Source organism: Spirosoma lituiforme (assembly GCF_054776635.1).
Genome location: NZ_BAAHBO010000001.1, coordinates 1225616 through 1245235 on the forward strand (window position 1 = coordinate 1225616; position 19620 = coordinate 1245235).

The 19620-nt window shown below is 50.4% G+C and carries 14 protein-coding genes; 9 read left to right on the top strand and 5 right to left on the bottom strand.

Annotated elements, in window-relative coordinates:
- Positions 1–200: 200 nt before the first annotated feature.
- Both ACYU87_RS05240 and fdhD read left to right on the top strand, forming a co-directional pair.
- Complete coding sequence (locus ACYU87_RS05240; RefSeq protein WP_461132966.1) at positions 201–2720, top strand: DUF5686 and carboxypeptidase-like regulatory domain-containing protein; 2520 nt, start codon at positions 201–203, stop codon at positions 2718–2720.
- A 75-nt stretch (positions 2721–2795) separates the two neighbouring features.
- A complete protein-coding gene (fdhD, locus tag ACYU87_RS05245; protein WP_461132967.1) occupies positions 2796–3644 on the top strand; it encodes a formate dehydrogenase accessory sulfurtransferase FdhD in 849 nt (282 codons plus the stop codon).
- Between the two features lie 159 nt (positions 3645–3803).
- Here fdhD and ACYU87_RS05250 read toward each other — a convergent pair whose 3' ends face one another.
- Positions 3804–5018, bottom strand: coding sequence for a DUF4249 domain-containing protein (locus tag ACYU87_RS05250; RefSeq protein ID WP_461132968.1), 1215 nt, complete (start codon positions 5016–5018; stop codon positions 3804–3806).
- A gap of 281 nt (positions 5019–5299) precedes the next feature.
- Positions 5300–5422 (bottom strand): hypothetical protein, encoded by a 123-nt coding sequence (locus ACYU87_RS05255; RefSeq protein ID WP_461132969.1) that lies wholly within the window; start codon positions 5420–5422, stop codon positions 5300–5302.
- Between the two features lie 70 nt (positions 5423–5492).
- Between ACYU87_RS05255 and ACYU87_RS05260 the strand changes: the two genes are divergently transcribed.
- Entirely contained in the window at positions 5493–6653 is a 1161-nt protein-coding gene (locus ACYU87_RS05260) for a glycoside hydrolase family 43 protein (protein ID WP_461132970.1), read from the top strand.
- A gap of 307 nt (positions 6654–6960) precedes the next feature.
- On the opposite strand, the gene ACYU87_RS05265 is transcribed toward ACYU87_RS05260, so the two are convergent.
- Positions 6961–7443, bottom strand: coding sequence for a response regulator (locus ACYU87_RS05265; RefSeq protein WP_461132971.1), 483 nt, complete (start codon positions 7441–7443; stop codon positions 6961–6963).
- Positions 7444–8049: 606 nt separating this feature from the next.
- Here ACYU87_RS05265 and ACYU87_RS05270 point away from each other — a divergent pair.
- Positions 8050–8679, top strand: coding sequence for a DUF4142 domain-containing protein (locus ACYU87_RS05270; protein ID WP_461132972.1), 630 nt, complete (start codon positions 8050–8052; stop codon positions 8677–8679).
- 57 nt (positions 8680–8736) lie between these two features.
- On the opposite strand, the gene ACYU87_RS05275 is transcribed toward ACYU87_RS05270, so the two are convergent.
- Positions 8737–10104: a family 1 glycosylhydrolase gene (locus tag ACYU87_RS05275; RefSeq protein ID WP_461132973.1), complete on the bottom strand. Its 1368-nt coding sequence runs from the start codon at positions 10102–10104 to the stop codon at positions 8737–8739.
- A 228-nt stretch (positions 10105–10332) separates the two neighbouring features.
- Between ACYU87_RS05275 and ACYU87_RS05280 the strand changes: the two genes are divergently transcribed.
- Positions 10333–10689: an SPW repeat domain-containing protein gene (locus tag ACYU87_RS05280; RefSeq protein WP_461132974.1), complete on the top strand. Its 357-nt coding sequence runs from the start codon at positions 10333–10335 to the stop codon at positions 10687–10689.
- A 373-nt stretch (positions 10690–11062) separates the two neighbouring features.
- Here the strand turns inward: ACYU87_RS05280 and ACYU87_RS05285 are convergent, their stop codons facing one another.
- Entirely contained in the window at positions 11063–12154 is a 1092-nt protein-coding gene (locus ACYU87_RS05285; RefSeq protein ID WP_461132975.1) for a PAS domain-containing protein, read from the bottom strand.
- Positions 12155–12532: 378 nt separating this feature from the next.
- Here ACYU87_RS05285 and ACYU87_RS05290 point away from each other — a divergent pair, with 378 nt between their 5' ends.
- The 4 genes from ACYU87_RS05290 to ACYU87_RS05305 are packed head-to-tail and all read left to right on the top strand — an operon-like array spanning position 12533 to position 19603.
- A complete protein-coding gene (locus ACYU87_RS05290) occupies positions 12533–13258 on the top strand; it encodes a hypothetical protein (RefSeq protein WP_461132976.1) in 726 nt (241 codons plus the stop codon).
- Positions 13259–13260: 2 nt separating this feature from the next.
- Complete coding sequence (locus ACYU87_RS05295) at positions 13261–16023, top strand: TonB-dependent receptor (RefSeq protein WP_461132977.1); 2763 nt, start codon at positions 13261–13263, stop codon at positions 16021–16023.
- A gap of 26 nt (positions 16024–16049) precedes the next feature.
- Positions 16050–17165: a DUF4249 domain-containing protein gene (locus tag ACYU87_RS05300; protein WP_461132978.1), complete on the top strand. Its 1116-nt coding sequence runs from the start codon at positions 16050–16052 to the stop codon at positions 17163–17165.
- Between the two features lie 26 nt (positions 17166–17191).
- Positions 17192–19603, top strand: coding sequence for a hypothetical protein (locus ACYU87_RS05305; protein WP_461132979.1), 2412 nt, complete (start codon positions 17192–17194; stop codon positions 19601–19603).
- Positions 19604–19620: the final 17 nt, after the last annotated feature.

Consider the following 19620-nt stretch of genomic DNA (forward strand, 5'->3'; position numbering starts at 1 on the left):
TAAATAAACGATTGGGTCATGACAATTCATAGAGGAGTTTTACCCGTTCATCGCCTTTTGATGTCGATTCGTCAAATGTAACCGCTGGTAACTACTTGTATTTTTGTTATCTTCGCCATGCGAATCCGAACAGCAAGACGACAAAACGGTTGAAGACACAGTTACCTCCATTCTTGATCTTATTGTGGTTAGTACTTAGTGTGGCATTTACGGCCGCACAGGCGCAAACCGTGTACACGGTTACCGGGCTGGTTACAGATGCCAACACGGGCGATCCCGTTCCTTTCGCCAGTGTTTCGCTGGTGGGACGACGAAACGGAACCTTAACGGACGAAAAAGGCCGCTATTCACTGGTTGTTAAACTTCTTACCGACTCGATAGCCGTCAGTTCAATGGGCTACAAAGTGAGTCGTCGGGCTATTGACCCCGAGCGCTCTACCCAGGCCGTTGACGTTAAACTGGAATCGGGTGGTAACGCTCTGCAGGAGGTGACCGTTAGAGCCGGCGAAAACCCGGCCTGGCGTGTTCTGCGGCAGGTACGCAAAAACCGCTCGATCAACGATCGAAAACGACTCACAGCCTACGAGTACGACAGTTACGTTAAAACCGAGATTGCGCTTAGCCACGTTTCTGATCGCATGCGCAAGAATCCGCTCATCAAACGGATTAATGAGGCCATGAGCAAGCATGACTCGATCATTGATAAAGACGGTCATCGGGTATTGCCCTTGCTGGCTTCGGAATCAGTATCGCGCTATTATTTTAAGGCGAATCCTCAGAACAAACGGGAAGATGTTCTGAAAACGCGCATCAGGGGGGTGGCCGTTGATGATGCGGGGTTAAGTTCGCAGTTGCTGGGCGGCACCAACCTGGTCAGTCAGAATTTTTACGATAACTACATCCCGATTTTAGGGAAAGATTTTGCTTCGCCCATCGGCGATAACTGGAAAAACTGGTACGAATTTTTTCTGGCCGACACCACCCAGATCGGCGACCACGTTTGTTACGAAATCCAGTTCGATCCCAAGCGTCCCGAAGATCTTGCCTTCGTCGGAAAAGCCTGGATCGATACTACTTCATTTGCGTTGTGCCAGATTGAAACCCGCATTGGTTCCGGTGCCAACCTGAACTATGTAAAGGAGATCACCATTGAGCAGGAACTGGAAACTACCACCGACTCTTCGGGTTCATCGACTACGGCTGGCTGGCTTCCGGTCAGTATTCGGCTTAAAGCCGACCTGACTGGCGTTGGCAAGCAATCGCTCGGGCTGCGGGCTCAGGTCACCCTGCGCAACAGCAACATCCTGGTGAATCGTCCGCATCCGGCGGCTTTCTACGAGCAACCTATTGAGCCAAGCGATACGGTTTCGACCAACAATGAGGCTTACTGGCATACGGTGCAGCGTACATTGGCCGGAGCCGATTCGCTTAATAAAGACGATCAAAAAACCCGGCAGGTCATCGAAAAGCTCCGCGCTGTTCCGGCCGTAAAAATGGCCGAAGCGGTGGGTCAGGTGGCCGTAACGGGGTTTTATAAAGTGGGCGGATTCGATATTGGCCCCTACCCTTACCTGTTTGCCGTGAACAGTGTGGAAGGCCTGCGAACCCGCATCGGATTCCGGACCAATGAGCAATTCAGCCGCAACTGGGTTCTGCGCGGTTACGTCGCGTACGGAACGCTGGACAGAGCCTTCAAATACGGGGGCGAAATCGATTATATGTTCTCCCGCCAGCACTGGACAATCCTGGGCGTTCGGATCGCCAATGACCTCGAACGACTGGGCCTGACGCCCGAACTGATTGGCGGCAACCGGATTTTTTACGCCCTGAGCCGGTTTGGCCGTTTTCGGGGGGGCTACCAGAGTTACCAGAAAGAAGTTTTCTTTAAAACGGAGCCCGTCAAAGGTATCCTGCTGACGGCAACCCTGGGTAGTCGCACCTTCGACCCTCTCTTTCCTTTTCATTACCGGACTGAACCTGAACTGGGTGATCAGTCGGGGCTGCGGTCCGATATTTTCGATGCCTACTGGTCTGTAGAGGCCCGGCTGGCACGCAAGGAAAAGTACTTGATGGACGGCAACGAACGGATTACCCTGGGTACCAAACGGGCTCCCGTCCTAACCATTCGCTACACGCACGGGGCTAAATCGCTGGGTGGTGAATACAATTATGACCGCCTGACACTACGTGCCCAGCAATCCCTGCGACTCGGTGCGCTTGGCCGGATGACTTATCTTCTTTCGGCGGGCTACACGCCCTCCACACTGCCAGCCCCTTTGTTATTCCCACACATCGGTAACCCGACTCCGCTGCTGACGACCAACACATTTAACCGGATGCAGTTCTACGAATTTGTCAGTGACCGCTTTGTTGCGGTTCATATTCAGCACCGGTTCGAAGGACTGTTATTTAACCGGATTCCCGGCATCCGCAAACTGAACTGGCGATTAGTAGCGAACATCGATGCACTATGGGGATCGCAAACCAAAGCTAACCAGGACGTAGAGTCGTTCAAGCCGTTACCGGGCGGAACGAGGCCTATTTATTTCGGCTCTCTGGACGGCAACAAGCCATACATGGAAGTAGGTTACGGCATCGACAATATTTTCAAGATAATCCGGATTCAGGCGATTCACCGGCTCAATTATCTGGAGGGTGGCCCAAACGGAATCCCGCTGAATTCATTTGCCCTGAAAGCGTCAGCCTCGTTTAGTTTTTAATCCCGATCCGTAATCATTTAGGCCCGTACAGAGTTACTAATAGTGTCTACTTATCAGTAACTCTGTACGCTGCTCATGTCACTCGTTGCGCCAACTATCGTTCATAAAATTTCTGGAGAAAGCCTCACTGAGTCGCCCGACTTGCTGGCGGTGGAGGAACCGCTGGAAATTCGACTGGGTTTCGGACCGGTAGACGATCGGCAGCAACGCCCGGTATCGGTAACCATGCGCACCCCCGGCCACGATGAAGAACTGGCTATGGGTTTTCTGTTTACCGAAGGCATCATCCAGAAACCCACCGACATCGTTTCATGCCGACACTGCGTGCAAGACGCTACTAAAGAAGGCAACGTACTACGGGTTGAACTGCATCCCGACGTTGTGGTTGACTGGTCGCGGCTGGAACGGAACACGTTCACGTCATCGAGTTGTGGGCTCTGCGGCAAGGCAACCATCGACGCCGTGATGGCGCTTACACCCGGTCCGATTATCGGCAACTTTTCGGTCGCCCCCCCCCTCTTACACGCCCTGCCCGAGCGCGTTCGCCAGACGCAACGGGCGTTTGCCCATACGGGCGGTCTTCACGCGGCTGCTTTGTTTGACGCAACCGGTAAGCTACTCATTGTTCGGGAAGACATCGGCCGTCATAATGCGCTGGACAAACTTATTGGTGCGGCCTTCTGGCAAAACTGGCTACCCTTGAGTGGATTCGGCATTTTTCTGAGTGGCCGCATCGGCGTCGAACTTGTCCAGAAAAGCTGGCTGGCCGGTGTTCCCATGCTAGCGGCTGTGGGCGCTCCGTCGAGTCTGGCGGTCCAGATGGCCAAAGAAGCCCAAATGACCCTGGCCGGTTTCGTACGCGATAGCCGCTTCAACCTCTACAGCGAACCAGCGCGGGTGTTGAGTGGGCTTCTCCAAGAGTAAATGAATACTGTCTAATTTGCCTATAGGACATTCGTTAATCTGCTAGCCCATCTTTTGTACATCGACTGACTATCATAGACTGGTAGCCTCAGTACAACAAGTCAAAAACAGGTAAGTGATTGGTGTAGCTTAACATAATGCCACTTATATAACAAGAAATTAGTCTTGCCAACCTATTGGTTTATTTGGGGTGCGGGTATCACTCTCTACACAAACTGCTGTTGGAGTTGGCCTAAAGGTCGGCGAGGGCTTCGGTCTTCCCGTGTTAGGATCTGTGGACAAGCCTTCAGGTGAGGGTTTCAAGCCGGTGAGTCCTAAAAAAAGACCAGGAGAATTGCCTGTATTTTGGTTGCGATCTAACCAATAACGCATCGGAGCGATGGCGGAAGCGGCAAAATAAGCAACAACGGCTTCTTTGAAATTTGCCGTATTGTGTACATTACCAATCAAGGCCGTTGGGGGAGTATCAGCTAAGCCACCTGTGTTCTGAGTTTGCTCCTGTACCAGTTTGTAGTATCGATAAGTATCCAGTGTGAGCGAACTTTGCCGAATTTCGACTAAACAACCGTTGCTACTGTAATAGGGGATCTGGGCTACTTTACGTCTTTGAATCAAGCCTCCATTGCTGAGCCGGTCGTCATACAAATTAAGATCGAAATTGTGAATGATCTCCCAGCACGAGGTTCGACAAGGGTAATCATGTACATAATACCCATTCTGTTGATCATCCGGGAAACAGTCTTCATAGAGGGAATTATTAATTGGGCTATTGATCATGTAAAACCCTTGCTGACAAGTATGGCACCACTCTTGTCTTTCCCAAAGTTTCCAGTCCCAGCGGTAGTAATTAGATTGCTCAGCAGGATCTTGCCAATCGACAAACAACTCATTAGCGCCCCTATACTGATTAACTGTGCCATCATAACGTTGAGCGGGTAGACTAGCTGGGTTGAAGTGAGTACTCATTTTCTTGATAGGCGGCACAGCCGGCATTCCCACTTGATCAGATTGATAACGAGTACCATTCTTAAGAGTAAATTGTAGTTGGTAACGATGCCCTATTTGCCCGACAAAATCATCGGGCGCTTGATAGCGGCCTGCTTCAGTCTCTCTTAATACGATAACTTGTATCGAATCTACTAAAATTTCAACCCTAACATCTGTTAATGGTAATGATCCAAATCGACCCGTAAGCGAATCAGATTTCGAACGATTCAATTTTATAACTTGTGGCTCGTTTAAATTAGTGATTGTACCGTCCACGACTATAACATTCACACGTTGTCGAAGCGTTAAATCCAATGAATCTACGCAGGCTAACGGGATTATAAGCGCTATCAGGCTAGTCGTAAGCAGAAGTATAAATGAGCGCATAAACGATCTGTTGCACAATCGTATAAAGAAGTGATATGTTGTAATATTCTAATCTGATTGCCACATTTTTGAGATTACAGGAATTTATGAATTATTGCTTTATTCCCTTAACATAATCCTAGTTATAAAACAGTCCCCCAAATGGTACTATTAAGAGTTGATTACTTTATTGCACTTTATTTATATAGAAATAGATCAGCTGTTCGTTGGTGTGTCATTTCAGGTTTATCGGTAAGTCTCATTGAAAATCAACTAGTCATGATCTATTGCAAAGAATAAAGCTACTTTCTCAGGTATTTAAGCAGCGCCAGAATACCCAGTATTCCCAACGTTAAACCGACTACGTACGAAAGAATGGTAAGCAGGACAAACAAGGTTTGCAGGTATTGAAAAGAATGATTCATAGCTAATCTTCCGGTACATTCGCTAAAGACAACTTATCTACATTTGTTACTCAATGATCTGCTTACCCTTATGAAACCCTTCGTCCCCCTGCTTTTCTGCTTCGCTGCCCTGCACTGGTCTTCCGTTCAGGCGCAATCCAGGCAACACCCTGCCAACGACAAAGCTACTTTTTCCAATCCATTGCCCGTCCAATTCGGTGATCCGTACGTGTTGTCTACCAGGGGCAAGTATTACATGTATGGTACGGGCGGAGCCGACAAGGGGTTTGCCGCTTACTCGTCCAATGATCTGGTTAACTGGGTAAAAGAAGGACAGGTGTACTTTCATGATAATAAAAATGGCTGGAGCGATCCCAAAGCCAGCTGGGATGGAGCTTATTGGGCACCCGAAGTCTACGAAGTGCGCGGCAAATATTACCTGTTTTACAGTGCCCAGTGGAACGTAAACCCGACGCACGAAAAGGAAAATTTCCGCATTGGCGTGGCCGTTGCCGATAAACCTACCGGCCCGTTTGTCGATATAGCGACCAAGCCCATCTTCGATCCGGGCTATCCCATCATCGACGCCAATGTATTCTTCGATACCAATGGTAAAGCTTATCTGTACTACTCACGTTGCTGCTACAAACACCCGGTTAAAAGCGATGTTTCTGAACTGGCGCGCAAAAAAGGCTGGTATACCGAGATCGAAGAAAGCTGGGTGTATGGCGTTGAACTTAAGCCAGATTTTTCGGGTGTCATTGGCCAGCCCGTTTTGCTGTTACGGCCACCGGTCCAGTTGAGCGACAGGCAGGCCCAGTGGGAAAGCCTGTCCGTTACGGCCCACGAAGCAAACCGCCGTTGGACGGAGGGTTCAGTTACGTTCAAGAAAGACAACGTGTACTACATGATGTACTCGGCCAATCACTTCGGTGGTCAGCACTACGCAATTGGCTACGCAACAGCCTCCTCCCCGCTGGGTCCGTTTAAAAAATCGGCGGATAATCCGATACTGGCGAAGAACGTCGATAAAGGCGGGGTGGTAACCGGCACGGGGCACAACAGCATCGCTTATTCGCCGAATGGCAAAGAAATGTTTTGCGTGTATCATGGTCGGACCGCCAAAACGGGCGACGAACGGGTCGTATTTATTGACCGTATGCAGGTAAAAAATGGCAAAATAATCATCTCCGGCCCCACAACAACCCCACAAAAGCTGCCTTCCGGTGCCGTAACCTCAGGCGAAGAATAAGTTCACCACAAAGACTATCTCCTGTGTTCGTTAGATGGTCGCTGTTCTGATTCATTTGTGTTGCTAGGGAGGGTCATTGTTGACGGCAACTAGTCTACCTGAGGTTATCAATGAACAGCTTAACTCAAGGTGCTATGAAGCAATAAGCGACAACTCCGGCAAGGCCAGAAGCGCTGATGATTGATACGCCTTCCATGCATCAACGTATACTAATAATCGTTACCCACAACATGCCCCCGACTGGATGCTAAGTAGACATCCGGTCGGGGGCATGTTGTGGGTAAAGGTATACAAGCTAAATTAATTCTTATACACTGAACTGCAGAGGGGGCAAGCTGACGGTTTCCCACCAATACGCACGCAGTTCCTGAAAGTAAGCGATCCAATCTTCGTACGTGTTTGGCTTGGTCAGGTATGAAGAAACTCCCAGCTTATAGGCATCCATAATGTCGTGGCTGCTCATGGAAGCACTAAGCATAATAATAGGTATCTGATTCAAGGGGGCAGGCATCTCTTTGATGGCCTTGAGTAACGCCCATCCATTTTCCCGCTCCGGTATATACAAATCCTGCAAAATGAGCTTGGGTACCTCCCATTCCTGAGTTTGCCAGTCGCTGAGCCAGTCCAATGCCTGTTCGACAGTAGCAGCCCGTACAACGGTTACTTCAGAAAGGCATGTTTGCATGGCTTTCCGGATTAGAAGCCAATGGTCATCACTATCATCGATAACCAGTACTTTGGCCTGGATAAAATTAGCCTTGATTTTGGCCTGGTCGCTTTTACTTTTCATGTGTATTAAGGGAGATATTAGTCGGTCCTTCATTAACCAACCTATACAACTAATGGGTTATAAAAATCTTTCATTTTTTGACACCCCGAGGCTAGTGACCGCATCGTTGGCTGGCTTCGTGTTAATTCCCGCTACAGCTTGGTAGGATTTACTTTATAAGCTAGCTAGCTGAACATCCATCTCATCTACCTCATTTACATTGTTTTTGTGCTGAAACTTATACAAGCAAAATCGTACGTTTTGTTAGGTAATGGGGTTCATGACCATATTGGTTCGGAGTCCGATTAGACAATAGAGTCGTTTAGTAAGGTAACGGTCCATCCGTATCCATTTCGAAAACAAAATACATAGCCGGAACCACTACACATCACGAAGACAGTATATATACGCAATTAAGCGAGATATCTTTTTTCGGGCGTGTCATTACCGAGTATGAGGTCATTGTTATGCCGACAACCCTGACGATCTACATTCGTCCATAATCTGATCGGGCCTGTATGTCAGTCCGTTCCCTTACTCTTCCCAGAACCCATAAACAGTACCGTTGAGCAGGTCGTTGCTCTAGAGAAACAATAGTTAATTTAGAACGAATACTCAAAAAACGTTATGAAAACCAAATCAATGGCTTTGGGCCTGTTTGTGACCCTGTCATTCGCAACAGTATCGTTGGCGCAACAGACCAACTCAACGATGAACGCAGGCACCACTACTTCGGTGGGGAAAGAAAGTACATCGTCTTTCGATAGCCAGAATAAAAAAGGGGCAGCCGCGGTATCCGCCGTGAAGGCCAGTCCGGAAAAACTTTCGGGTCCCGACCAGGACCTGATGCTTCAGGTCGCTAAAGGGGGCGTTATGCAACTGGAAGCCAGCAAGGTAGCCGTTCAGAAGGCAACCAATCCCGAGATCAAGCTTCTGGCACAAGCTGAAGTAGACGAACAAACGGGCTTATCGGCTAAACTCCAGGAGATTGCCAGTGCCAAAGGCATGACTCTGCCTACCGGACCGGATGCCGAAACCCAGGCAATGCTGGAAAAGCTGCAAAGTGCATCGGGTATGGCTTTTGACCGCCTGTATCTGACGGAGAGTGGCGTTAAAGGGCATGAGAAACTTGACACGGTTATGTCGACCGTTCAGTCGAACGCATCGGATGCCAGCCTGAAAGGCGTTGCTAAAGCAGCGCATCCGCTGAGCAAAACCCACCTGAAAGTAGCCCGTCAGATCGTCGATAAATTATAAGCTGATTTTTACGAACAAAAGCTGGTTCCGTCTCGTGAAAGACGGAACCAGCTTTTTTCATGTTTCAGCTACTATAGCCAGCCTATCTTTGACAAACGATGGCTTCAGGCTGGAGAATTGATTCTCAACCTGCCACCAGCCAAGACCCGACGGCACCAGTGACTCTACTGGTTTTTCGGCCGCTAACCCCTGAAGCATGGCTACCAGCCTGGTTGGTTCAGGACAACCGCTACTTACGTTAAAAACTCCGGGTTCGTGGATATTTTCACGACGGGTAAGCAGGCAATGCCAGTCATACAGCCCAAGTAAGGCCCAGCACGTTACCGCCCGCACATCAACCCCATTCGCCTGAGCCTGCTGAGCCTGTTGCCAGATTTCGCCCAGCCATCGCATCTGTTCGTCCTCTCTATCGCCCAGGTGAGCTTCCGTAACAACCATAGGAATGCCGTAGCGCTGCCAGGCTTCCAGCATCAGCCCTGCCAGACCGGTACGCTGGTGAGGGGCGGCCCGGACTACCTCTGTATCGACGTATTGATGACGGCCGTTACCTCCCTGCAGGTGAGCAGGGTATTTTTGTAGTCGATGGTCTAGGTAACGCTCACTGGTTACGTAGTAGTTGACACCAATAAGCGAGGGCGGACAGGCATATTCGACCATGAACCACAGGTCATGTTCAGCCGCTCCAGACTGCCGCAGGTAGTCCCATAACGGATGCCCGGGAATTACCCGGCCGCAAAGCAAATCCCAGCTTAGCCATCGGCGTTCGTTCTCCAGCTCGGCCTGGTAACCCAACAGCGGAGTACTGTGTGTTTTCCCCAGATCGTCGGTCTGGATAAGTTGTGCATCGGGCCGTACCTTACTGATTTCAGCCATAGCCATAACCGTGGCCCGGCATTCCCGCAAAAGCAGCTCAACAAACATTCGACACGAACGGCCGTGTGGGTACCAGTGCCCATAAAGCCCGCCAAATCGGGCGGTCGTGAGTGGCTCGTTGATGGGCGTGTAAGCGTCTATCCAGGGATACCGCTCGGCCACCCGAGCAGCATAGCGGGCCAGTTCAATGGCAAAAGCGGGCTTGTCATATGTGGCGTAGCGGGGGCCGCAACCGTGATGCACCAGACCAACAATGGGTTTAATCCCCAGTTCCTGCAAGCGAGTTAACCGCTCATCGGACCAGTTCCAGTCTAGCTCATCCGGGTGGTTGGGCGCCGTTCGTTCCCACAGAACGGGGTAGCGCAAGGCGCTGATACCCAGATCAGCAATCAAATCAAGGTCCTGCGGTCGGTCTTGATGACCACTTCGAATTATCTGATCCTGATACACATCACCGACCCGGTTCACGGTACACTCCAGGCCACCCCACAAAGCCAGCGGAGTTTGCTGCGCTCTATTTTGCGGCAATCGACTTATAGTACGGTTGCTCATTGTCGTTGTTTCACGGCTGAAGCCCGTTGGAGCCAAGAGTCCGCTTATGGTTATGTATCGTCAACACGGCTCTGCTTGGGTACGTCTTCCCCATTTGCGGGCTTGTGAGGCAATGGTCTTGTGGCCGTTACCTTATTCGGAAGCCTTCCGACGGTACACGCCTGACCGCGTCTGGTTATTACAGATGCCCGTTCGGGAATGTCTCTGAACGATAAAACAGACAACCTGATGAAACTGATTCCAACCAAAGTTCATGGCTTACTGGACTACACAACGGGAGTCCTCTTTCTGGCATCTCCCTGGCTGCTCAACTTTGCCGATGATCACAAGGCCCGCCAGGTGGCCGTGGGTACGGGCCTTGCGGTACTGGGCCTGTCGGCCTTCACCGATTACGAAGCCGGGTTAATGAAGAAAGTCCCTATGAAAACGCATCTGACCATCGACACGCTGACCGGTGTATTGGTAGCGGCTTCGCCCTGGCTGCTTGGTTTTGCCAAACGCATTGCCTGGCCACATCTGACTTTTGGTATTCTTGAGCTAGTTGCAGGATTACTGACGCACCCAAAACCGGCTTATGAGCAATAAGCTGGTCCGGACCAACCTACGGTGACCGCTGCCTTGTTTCCAGGTCAACTTATGGGCCAACGGCCGATTGGTGGATGAACAGGGTGTGCTTTAGAAGATGAATGCACAGCCGCAGCAAACGTTAGCTGAACGTGCCGAAACCATCCGTTGATGAGCCGCTCTTGAGCGTCAGTCTTTTAACGTTGCCAAGGCATTTGATAGTGGGCATCCTGTATACTTTTCTGGATAGGAAGACTGGCGCGGGAGTAGTCGTTCTGGTCATAGCTAGTGAAATCAGTTATTTGCAATCACCTAAGCAATTTCCACTCCAAATTGTGTATTTTGTCCAATGCTTCGTGAAGAAACTAACACTACAGCAGCCTGCCAACATTTATTAACTGACCACGCTGAACGCCAGCACCAGTTGATCAATCTTAGCCGTTACCGAAATCTGGTATGGTTGCTGGTTGACCGACATGGGAAAATCCGAGGTACTGCCCTCCTCGATACCCTCCGTACAATGAAGCATCAGCATGGCAGCATTGGCATAGGGAAAAATCTGGGTTATTGACTGGCCGATGAGGTGGGATTTAGGCTGCCCGGTAATCCGCTCCAGCGCAAGATTAGCATTCAGAACCCGGAAATCAACGATGCGTCCAGCCTCTCCTTTATCGGCCCAAAGCGGCTCAAGAACCGCGATGGCCGTCGGTATCTGCTCCAGAACAACATCCAGTAGCTGAGCCTGCTGAACAACTTTTTCCTGCGCTTTCTTGGTTGGGGTCGTATCGTTGTAGGTGACAATAATTCCCTCCGCAGTCGGTACAATTTTTCCGGCGCGCCAGATGTCATACTCGGGGTAGTAATGCTCTACTGTAATGATCTGGCCCGTTTCGAAGGCCCGGACGTATTGTTTATAGAGCCCGTTTATACTCGTTGCCGGGTATACTTCCCATATCGTTTTGCCGACCAGATCGTCGTATCGTAAACCCGTCATTTGCAGACCGGCTTTGTTGATCATCGTCATTCTAAAATCATTGACCTGCCCGTGTTCATCACGCAAGGCCTTAAAAACCGATATACCATTAACCGACTCGTCGAAGGCCGTTTGCAGCGTATCGAGTAAAGACTCCTCCGGTCCTTCTATCTTCGTATCGGCAACTTGCGTATACGTGATCAGCAGACTTTTCTCCCGCCGGACCACCGATACGTCTAATCCGGTTGGCACCGACTGGCCAGGACGAACGTAGTGAACCTTAAATTGGGCCGATTTTCCCGTATTCAGTACCTGCCGGTAGGTTTCGAGGAGATGTTTTTCGGCCAGATGGGGGAAGGCCTGGGCAAACGATTGCCCCAACGCTTCGACGGCCGGACAGTCTAACTCCTTCTCAGCTACCGAGTTAATTTTTGTCATGTACAGGTCAATCAACCTGCCATCGGCACCCCGAATAGCCTGAAGGACCAACGCACCATTTGGTGATGCCATCATTACGTTTTGCAATAATTCTGTTAAAGGCATATTCGTCCGGTTCATTGTGTTAGCCCAAAACTATTTCTGTATAAACGAATATAGCCACGTCTATAGATTATTTACCCTCCCCGGAAAAATAGCAAATACTTGATAATCAACAGTATAATTGTAGATTTTAATGAAATCTTGTTAAGATAGTATCAAATCATGTCATCTGTAACAATTTATATACATGTATATAATACTCGATAGGGAAGCTATGCTATCGGATTTCGTCTAGCAGAGAAAAAATTTAATCAGCTTACAAAGCATCATATAATAGCCAATTGACGGAAACTATTTAACTGGTTTACGCTACTTTTAGGAAGTCATCTACGGCGTAACTTCTTCTGTCCTATGCCTTATCGTTTCATCTTTGTTTTTCTCTTCTTTCTGACACTATCGGCTACCGGACAACCTACCCAGCCAGATACCTCCTTTACGCAGGTCGCTCGTAACCAGGCTATAACCGTTTACGAACGAACGGTTTACGAACAGGCTCACGTCTTCGAAGGCAACGAATACATCGCGCATGATCACCGTATAAAAATTCACCCGTTCTATCGACTGGATAGCCTTCAGATGGGTACTGTTTTTTACAACGGTGTGCAGTATAATGAGGTACCTATGTTGTACGACATCGTTCGGGATGAACTGGCCATTCAACAACCGGGCGGTGGCTATCGGATTCGGTTACGGACCGAGTACGTAGCGGCTTTTTCGCTGGGCGGCTATCTATTTTCGCGCATCGTTGGCGACAGTGCAGCGGGTGTACCGACGGGCTTCTACGAAGTGCTGTACAATGGCCGAACCAAGGCCCTCTCGCATCGGGCAAAAACCATCCACGAAGACATTTCGAGTGGCGCTTACCGAGCCGACTACGTACAAAAAGATCGTTTTTATATCTTGACAGATGGTCTCTATCATGAAGTAAAAAGCAAGCGCTCGTTGCTTAACCTGTTTCCCGACCAAGCCAAAAGTCTGCGCAAATACATTCGGGCCAATAAGCTGAAATTTAACGATGCCCAGCGTGAAGCAGCGGTGACGCAGGTGACGAAACATTATGAAGAACTAACCAAGTAACGATGGCTCAACTCTACCGTATCTGCGTCGTATTGCTGGGGCTGCTTTGTTGCGGGCAACTGACCTTTGGACAGACACCCACCGACAAAACCATCCGGGGTGATTTCTCGAATCTGCGCTTCGGGCAGTTTGTTCAGCAAATCGAGGCCCAAACTCCCTATCGCTTCTTTTACAATCCGGCCGATTCGGACAGCATCGTGGTCGATATGCGTGTTGAGAACCAGACCGTCCGCTCCATTCTCCAGCAGCTTTTCAAGGACACAAAATACTCGTTTGCTGTTGATAACCAGCAGCGTATCTACATTACAGCGGCCCGCCCTATCCGGACCGAATTACCCATTGGCTTCTTTGTGCGGGGGCGTTCAGATTCGGGAATTGACTTGACGTTTCTGACGGAAAGTCAGACCAAACGGGTAGAACCCGAAGCAAAGGTGTACGAAATAGGCAAACGCACCAATCCAATTCGGCCGGGGCGATCTACGCTGTCGGGTTATGTGCGCAATATCTCCTCCGGCGAGCCGATTGTAGGAGCCGCCGTTTATCTGGACAATCCGCGCGTGGGTACCCTTTCCGATCAGTTTGGTTTCTATTCCATCACGCTGCCCCGCGGACGGCACGACCTGAAGTTACGGAGCATCGGCTTGAAAGATACCCGACGCCGGATTATCCTGTACGCCGACGGTAAGTTCGATGTTGACATGGAAGACGACGTGATTGCGTTGAAAGAAGTGGTCATTGAGGCCGAAAAAGATAAAAATATTTCCGGCCTTCAAATGGGTCAGGAACGGGTCGATATCAAAAGCATCAAACAAGTGCCCACCGCCCTGGGTGAGGCCGATCTGCTCCGGGTTATCCAGACATTGCCGGGGGTGAAAACCGTGGGTGAAAGCTCGACCGGGCTCAACGTGCGCGGGGGCGCTACCGATCAGAACCTGATTTTGTATAACGACGCAACGATCTATAACTCATCGCATTTGTTCGGCTTTTTCTCAGCCTTCAACCCCGACATGATCAAGAGTGCCGAACTCTACAAAAGTGCCATTCCATCGCGGTTTGGGGGTCGGCTGTCGTCGGTACTGGACGTGCAAACGCGCGATGGCAACAAGAAGAAATTTGTTGGGTCGGGGGGAATTGGCCTGCTCACGGGTCGGCTAACGCTGGAAGGTCCACTCCTGAAAGATAAAACGTCCTTTATTGCCGGGGTTCGCTCCTCCTACTCCGACTGGCTGCTGAGACAGTTGCAAAACGCATCGTTTCAGCGAAGCCAGGCGCAGTTTTATGATGTTAACCTGCACATCACGCACGATGTTAACGAGAAAAACACGATCTACCTGACCGGCTATTTAAGCCAGGACCGGTTCAAACTCAACAGCGATACGGCCTACCGGTATCAGAACCAGACCGCCACGCTGAAATGGAAACACGTCATTACCAATAAATTATACAGCGTATTTACCGGAAGCTACAGCGGTTACACCTACGATGTAGCAAGCGAAAAGAACCCGGTCAATGCCTACAAGCTGGCCTTTTCCATCAGGCAGTCGCAACTGAAAGCAGACTTTAATTATTACCCGACCAACCAGCATGCCGTTGATTTTGGGATCAGTGCTACCCATTATAGAATTTCTCCTGGCCGTTTCGGGCCGAGTGGTAATGAATCGTTGATTCTGCCCGACGTAGTACCCACCGAGCAGGGGCTGGAAAGCGCGGTCTACCTTGGCGACCGTTTTGATGTCAGCCCGAAGCTGTCGATCAGTGCAGGGCTGCGTTATTCTCTCTATTCGTATCTGGGACCGGGATTGGTCTACCAATACGCGCCGGGATTTCCCAAGTCGGTGAACACCATTACGGATACCCTCTCGTACAGCACCAACAAAGCCATTTCGACATACCACGGACCGGAGTATCGGCTGGCTATCCGGTATGCCCTGTCGAACACGGCTTCCGTAAAAGCGAGCTTCAACCGGACCCGGCAATACATTCAGATGCTGTCGAACACAACCGTTATTTCGCCAACCGACATCTGGAAACTAAGCGACCCGAACATAAAGCCCCAGATTGGCGATCAGTATGCGGTGGGGGTTTACAAAAACAACCGCAACAACACCATAGAACTGTCAGTCGAAGCGTACTATAAAACCCTCCAGAACCTGCTCGATTACCGAAGCGGGGCCACCCTGATTCTGAACCACCATATTGAAACCGATGTGGTACAGGCCGAAGGAAAAGCCTACGGCATCGAATTTCTGGTCAAGAAAACAACGGGCAAACTGAATGGCTGGCTCAGCTACACTTACGCCCGAACGCTCTTGCGTACTAACGGGCTCAACAACAGTGAGAACATTAATCAGGGCAACTTCTATCCGAGCAGTTACGACAAACCCCACGACTTCACGATGATCAGCAATTACAAACTGAACCGTCGGTTTAGTGTATCGCTGAATTTCACCTACAGCACCGGGCGACCCATTACCCTTCCGGTCGGCAAATACATTCTCGATAACTCCGCCAGGTTACTCTATTCCGAACGAAATCAGTACCGCATTCCGGACTATTACCGCGCCGATATTGCCATGAACATTGAGGGCAACCACAAGGTAAGAAAGCTGGCCCACAGTTCCTGGACCATTTCGGTCTATAATCTTCTGGGACGCCACAATGCCTATTCCGTCTATTTTAAGGCAGAAAACGGACGCATCAATGGCTATCAGCTTTCCATCTTTGGCAACCCGATACCATCCATTACGTACAATTTTCGATTTTAAGAAAGACTATTCAGCGCTTTACGCTCATGAAAAATACATCGGTAAAAACAGTCGTCTGGCTACTCATTCTACTCGTTGGCGGGTGCGTAGACCCCTACCGTCCACCCGAAATCACCTCGCCGGGTAGTTACCTGGTTGTGAATGGCTTCTTCAACAGCGCACCGGGCACCACATCGACGATTAATTTATCCCGTTCACAAAGTCTGACGGATACCAAAGCTCCTGCCGTAGAAACAAAGGCCGTCGTCACGATCGAAAGCCAGAACAAAGCGACTTATCCCTTAATCGAAGGCACGTCGGGAACGTATACCCTGTCGGGCGTAACGGCCCAGTCGGGTGAGACGTACCGGCTGCACGTTCGGACGGCCAAAGGAGTTGATTATTACTCGGATTACGTGCCGGTGGTTCAGACTCCACCCATTGACAGCGTGAGCTGGCGGATAGAAAATAATGGCGTACAGATCAACGTAAATACCCATGACCCGAAAAACAACACCCGCTATTATCGCTGGGAGTTCGACGAAACCTGGCAGTACCTTACACCCTTCACGTCATTACTGGAAGTCAAAGACAAACAAATCGTTAGTCGTCAACTCAGCGTCAATCAGTGCTGGCGCAGTAATAGTTCAACAAATATTATAACGACCTCGACAACGCGGCTTAGTCAGGATGTGGTCAGCCAATTTCCGTTGACGTTTCTGACGGGTACGTCCAACAAGCTGGGCGTCAAATACAGCATCCTTGTCCGGCAGTTTGCCCTGAGTCAGAGTGGGTTCGACTACTATGATCAACTGGCTAAAATAACGCAGAATATTGGCTCCATTTTCGACCCACAGCCCTCGCAGATCACCGGAAATCTGCATTGTACAACCAACCCGGCGGAACTAGCGCTGGGCTTCTTCCGGGTGGGTACGATTGAAACCAAACGAATCTTTATTTCCCGTTCGGAGCTGCCAACGTTCTATACCGTTACCGGGTACAGCAATTGTTCGGTCGATACCCTTTCCGTAGCAGATATTATAAAATTTCAGACCGCCGTAATCGACGCCTACGACGCTACCCGCTACCTGACCACCTCTGACTATTGCGTGGATTGCCGCTTGATGGGCGGTGTACTGACAAGACCCGATTTCTGGAAATAATGACACCCCGCCGAACAAGCTTTCTTATGCCGATTTCTATACAGCGCGTCTTGTTTAGTCTGTTCCTGGCAATCAGTCTGGGGGCCCTTGGTCAGGCACCACCACCGGTCAATACACTCGTGCAATCATTTGACACATACCGGCGGCAGGCGCTTCAGGAAAAGCTGTTTATGCACACCGATCAGGCATTTTACCTAACCGGCGAAACCATGTGGTTTAAAGTGTATTACGTAGATGGCACGCATCATCAGCCACTCGATGTCAGCAAAGTAACGTACGTTGAGTTACTGGATAAGGAACACCAATCCGTGCTGCAAACGAAGATAGCCCTGAACACGGGGGGCGGTAATGGGACGCTCTTTCTGCCCTCTTCGCTCCATTCCGGCTCGTACCTCCTGCGCGCCTATACGAACTGGATGAAGAACTTCAGTCCCGGCTTTTTCTTTGAAAAGACCCTCACCATCGTCAATCCGTTCAAACCACTGGGACTTCCTTTACTACAGGCAACCCCCGATTACGACGTTCAGCTTTTCCCCGAAGGGGGCCATCTGGTTCAGGGTCTCCCCGGCAATGTAGCCTTCAGAACGGTTGATGTTTCGGGGCGGGGCGTACCGATTCGCGGCTGGCTGCTGAACGAGCAAAACGATACCCTGACGAAGTTCGCACCCCATAAATTCGGCATCGGCACGTTTACCTTCACGCCAGCGGCCAACACCCGTTACCGGGTTGTGATAACCGACGAAAAAGGGCGAATGATTACCAAAGCCCTCCCGATGGCTGACACCAAAGGCTATACCATGCGACTCGATGAAGCGGGAAGCAATCAGGTAAAAATAACGGTCAACACCAACATTGATGGCGCGTCGTCGGTTTATCTCTTCGCGCATACCCGCAACGAAATCAAGGTGGCTGAACAGCAGCCTATCCAACGCGAAACTACGTTTCTGGTCAACAAAAAAGCACTGGGGGAAGGCGTTTCTCACCTGACTATTTTCGACGCCGACCGCCGGCCCGTTTGCGAACGACTCTACTTCAAACGGCCTGCTGCACCCCTGGTTATCAACCTTAAATCCGATCAGCAACAGTATGCCTCCCGCACCAAAGTAACGTTGGATGCCCTTGTCGAAGCGGCTGCTTCACAACGTCAATCGGCAAGCTTATCGGTATCGGTTTACCGGCTCGATTCGCTGGCGGGTACCAGTTCGGGCAACATACTGAGTTACTTTTGGATGACGTCCGATTTGCAGGGCCGAATCGAATCTCCCGATTATTACGTACAGTCCGAAACGGCCGATATTCATCGGGCAACGGACAATCTGATGCTCACCCACGGCTGGCGTCGGTTCCGGTGGGACGACATTCTCGGCGGCAAAACCACCTCGGCATCGCCCTTTCCCAAACAGTCGTTTATTCCCGAGCACAACGGACTGCTTATTCAGGGAACCGTAACGGATCCCGCGTCGGGTAAGCCAGTGCCAAATGTTCAGACGTATCTGTCATCGCCCGGTAAACCCCTTCGGCTGTATGTATCCAGGAGCAATGCCAACGGGCAAATTCGGTTCGAGATGCAGGATTTCTACGGGCCGAAAAGCGTGATCGTGCAGACCAATCCCCAAGATAGTCTGCTGAAACTAACGATTACAAATCCGTTTGCGGGTTCCTCATCAGCCACGCGTTTACCGGAGCTGACCATTGCCGAGCCGCAGGCCGACCAACTGCTGAACCGCAGTGTGGCCATGCAGGTACAGGCTGCCTATTGGGGCGATCAGGCTATTCGGTATCAGCATCCATCGGTAGACAGCTCGGCCTTTTACGGAAAGCCCAGCGAGTCGTATTTATTGGACGCCTACACGCGTTTCCCCAGAATGGAAGAAGTGTTGCGCGAATATGTGCTGGGGGTAATGCCCCGAAAGAAGCAGGGACACTTTCGGCTGCACGTCCCCAATTTGCCGTACCGGACTATTTTTGAAGAGCCATCGCTGGTGCTGCTGGATGGGGTTCCTGTTTTTGACATGGATAAGATCATCGACTTCAGCCCATTGAAAATCAAGCAGATCGACGTCATTACGAATAACTATTTCATAGGCCAGTCCTTATTTCCGGGTGTCATCAGTTTCATGTCCTATAAAGGCGATCTGGCAGGCTTCCCGATGAGTCCAAGTTCGCTCAGCCTGGATTATGATGGCTTACAACAACAACGGGAGTTTTATTCGCCCCGTTACGAGACGGACAGACAACTCGGCAGCCGACTGCCCGATGCCCGGACATTATTGTACTGGAACCCCGACCTGAAAACCGACGCTCAGGGGAAAGGTCGTGTTCAGTTTTACACTTCCGATCAGGCGGGGACGTACATTGTGGACGTGAACGGCCTGACAGCCGATGGCCAGGCCGGTAGCCAGCGGGTGCTGTTCGAGGTGAAAAATAGCCCGAAGTGAGCGAGTATAGAAAATGG

Coding starts and splice junctions, on each gene's coding strand:
- fdhD (WP_461132967.1), top strand. CDS start 2,796: ATGTCACTCGTTGCGCCAACTATCGTTCATAAAATTTCTGGAGAAAGC.
- ACYU87_RS05250 (WP_461132968.1), bottom strand. CDS start 5,018: ATGCGCTCATTTATACTTCTGCTTACGACTAGCCTGATAGCGCTTATA.
- ACYU87_RS05255 (WP_461132969.1), bottom strand. CDS start 5,422: ATGAATCATTCTTTTCAATACCTGCAAACCTTGTTTGTCCTGCTTACC.
- ACYU87_RS05260 (WP_461132970.1), top strand. CDS start 5,493: ATGAAACCCTTCGTCCCCCTGCTTTTCTGCTTCGCTGCCCTGCACTGG.
- ACYU87_RS05265 (WP_461132971.1), bottom strand. CDS start 7,443: ATGAAAAGTAAAAGCGACCAGGCCAAAATCAAGGCTAATTTTATCCAG.
- ACYU87_RS05270 (WP_461132972.1), top strand. CDS start 8,050: ATGAAAACCAAATCAATGGCTTTGGGCCTGTTTGTGACCCTGTCATTC.
- ACYU87_RS05275 (WP_461132973.1), bottom strand. CDS start 10,104: ATGAGCAACCGTACTATAAGTCGATTGCCGCAAAATAGAGCGCAGCAA.
- ACYU87_RS05280 (WP_461132974.1), top strand. CDS start 10,333: ATGAAACTGATTCCAACCAAAGTTCATGGCTTACTGGACTACACAACG.
- ACYU87_RS05285 (WP_461132975.1), bottom strand. CDS start 12,154: ATGATGGCATCACCAAATGGTGCGTTGGTCCTTCAGGCTATTCGGGGT.
- ACYU87_RS05290 (WP_461132976.1), top strand. CDS start 12,533: ATGCCTTATCGTTTCATCTTTGTTTTTCTCTTCTTTCTGACACTATCG.
- ACYU87_RS05295 (WP_461132977.1), top strand. CDS start 13,261: ATGGCTCAACTCTACCGTATCTGCGTCGTATTGCTGGGGCTGCTTTGT.
- ACYU87_RS05300 (WP_461132978.1), top strand. CDS start 16,050: ATGAAAAATACATCGGTAAAAACAGTCGTCTGGCTACTCATTCTACTC.
- ACYU87_RS05305 (WP_461132979.1), top strand. CDS start 17,192: ATGCCGATTTCTATACAGCGCGTCTTGTTTAGTCTGTTCCTGGCAATC.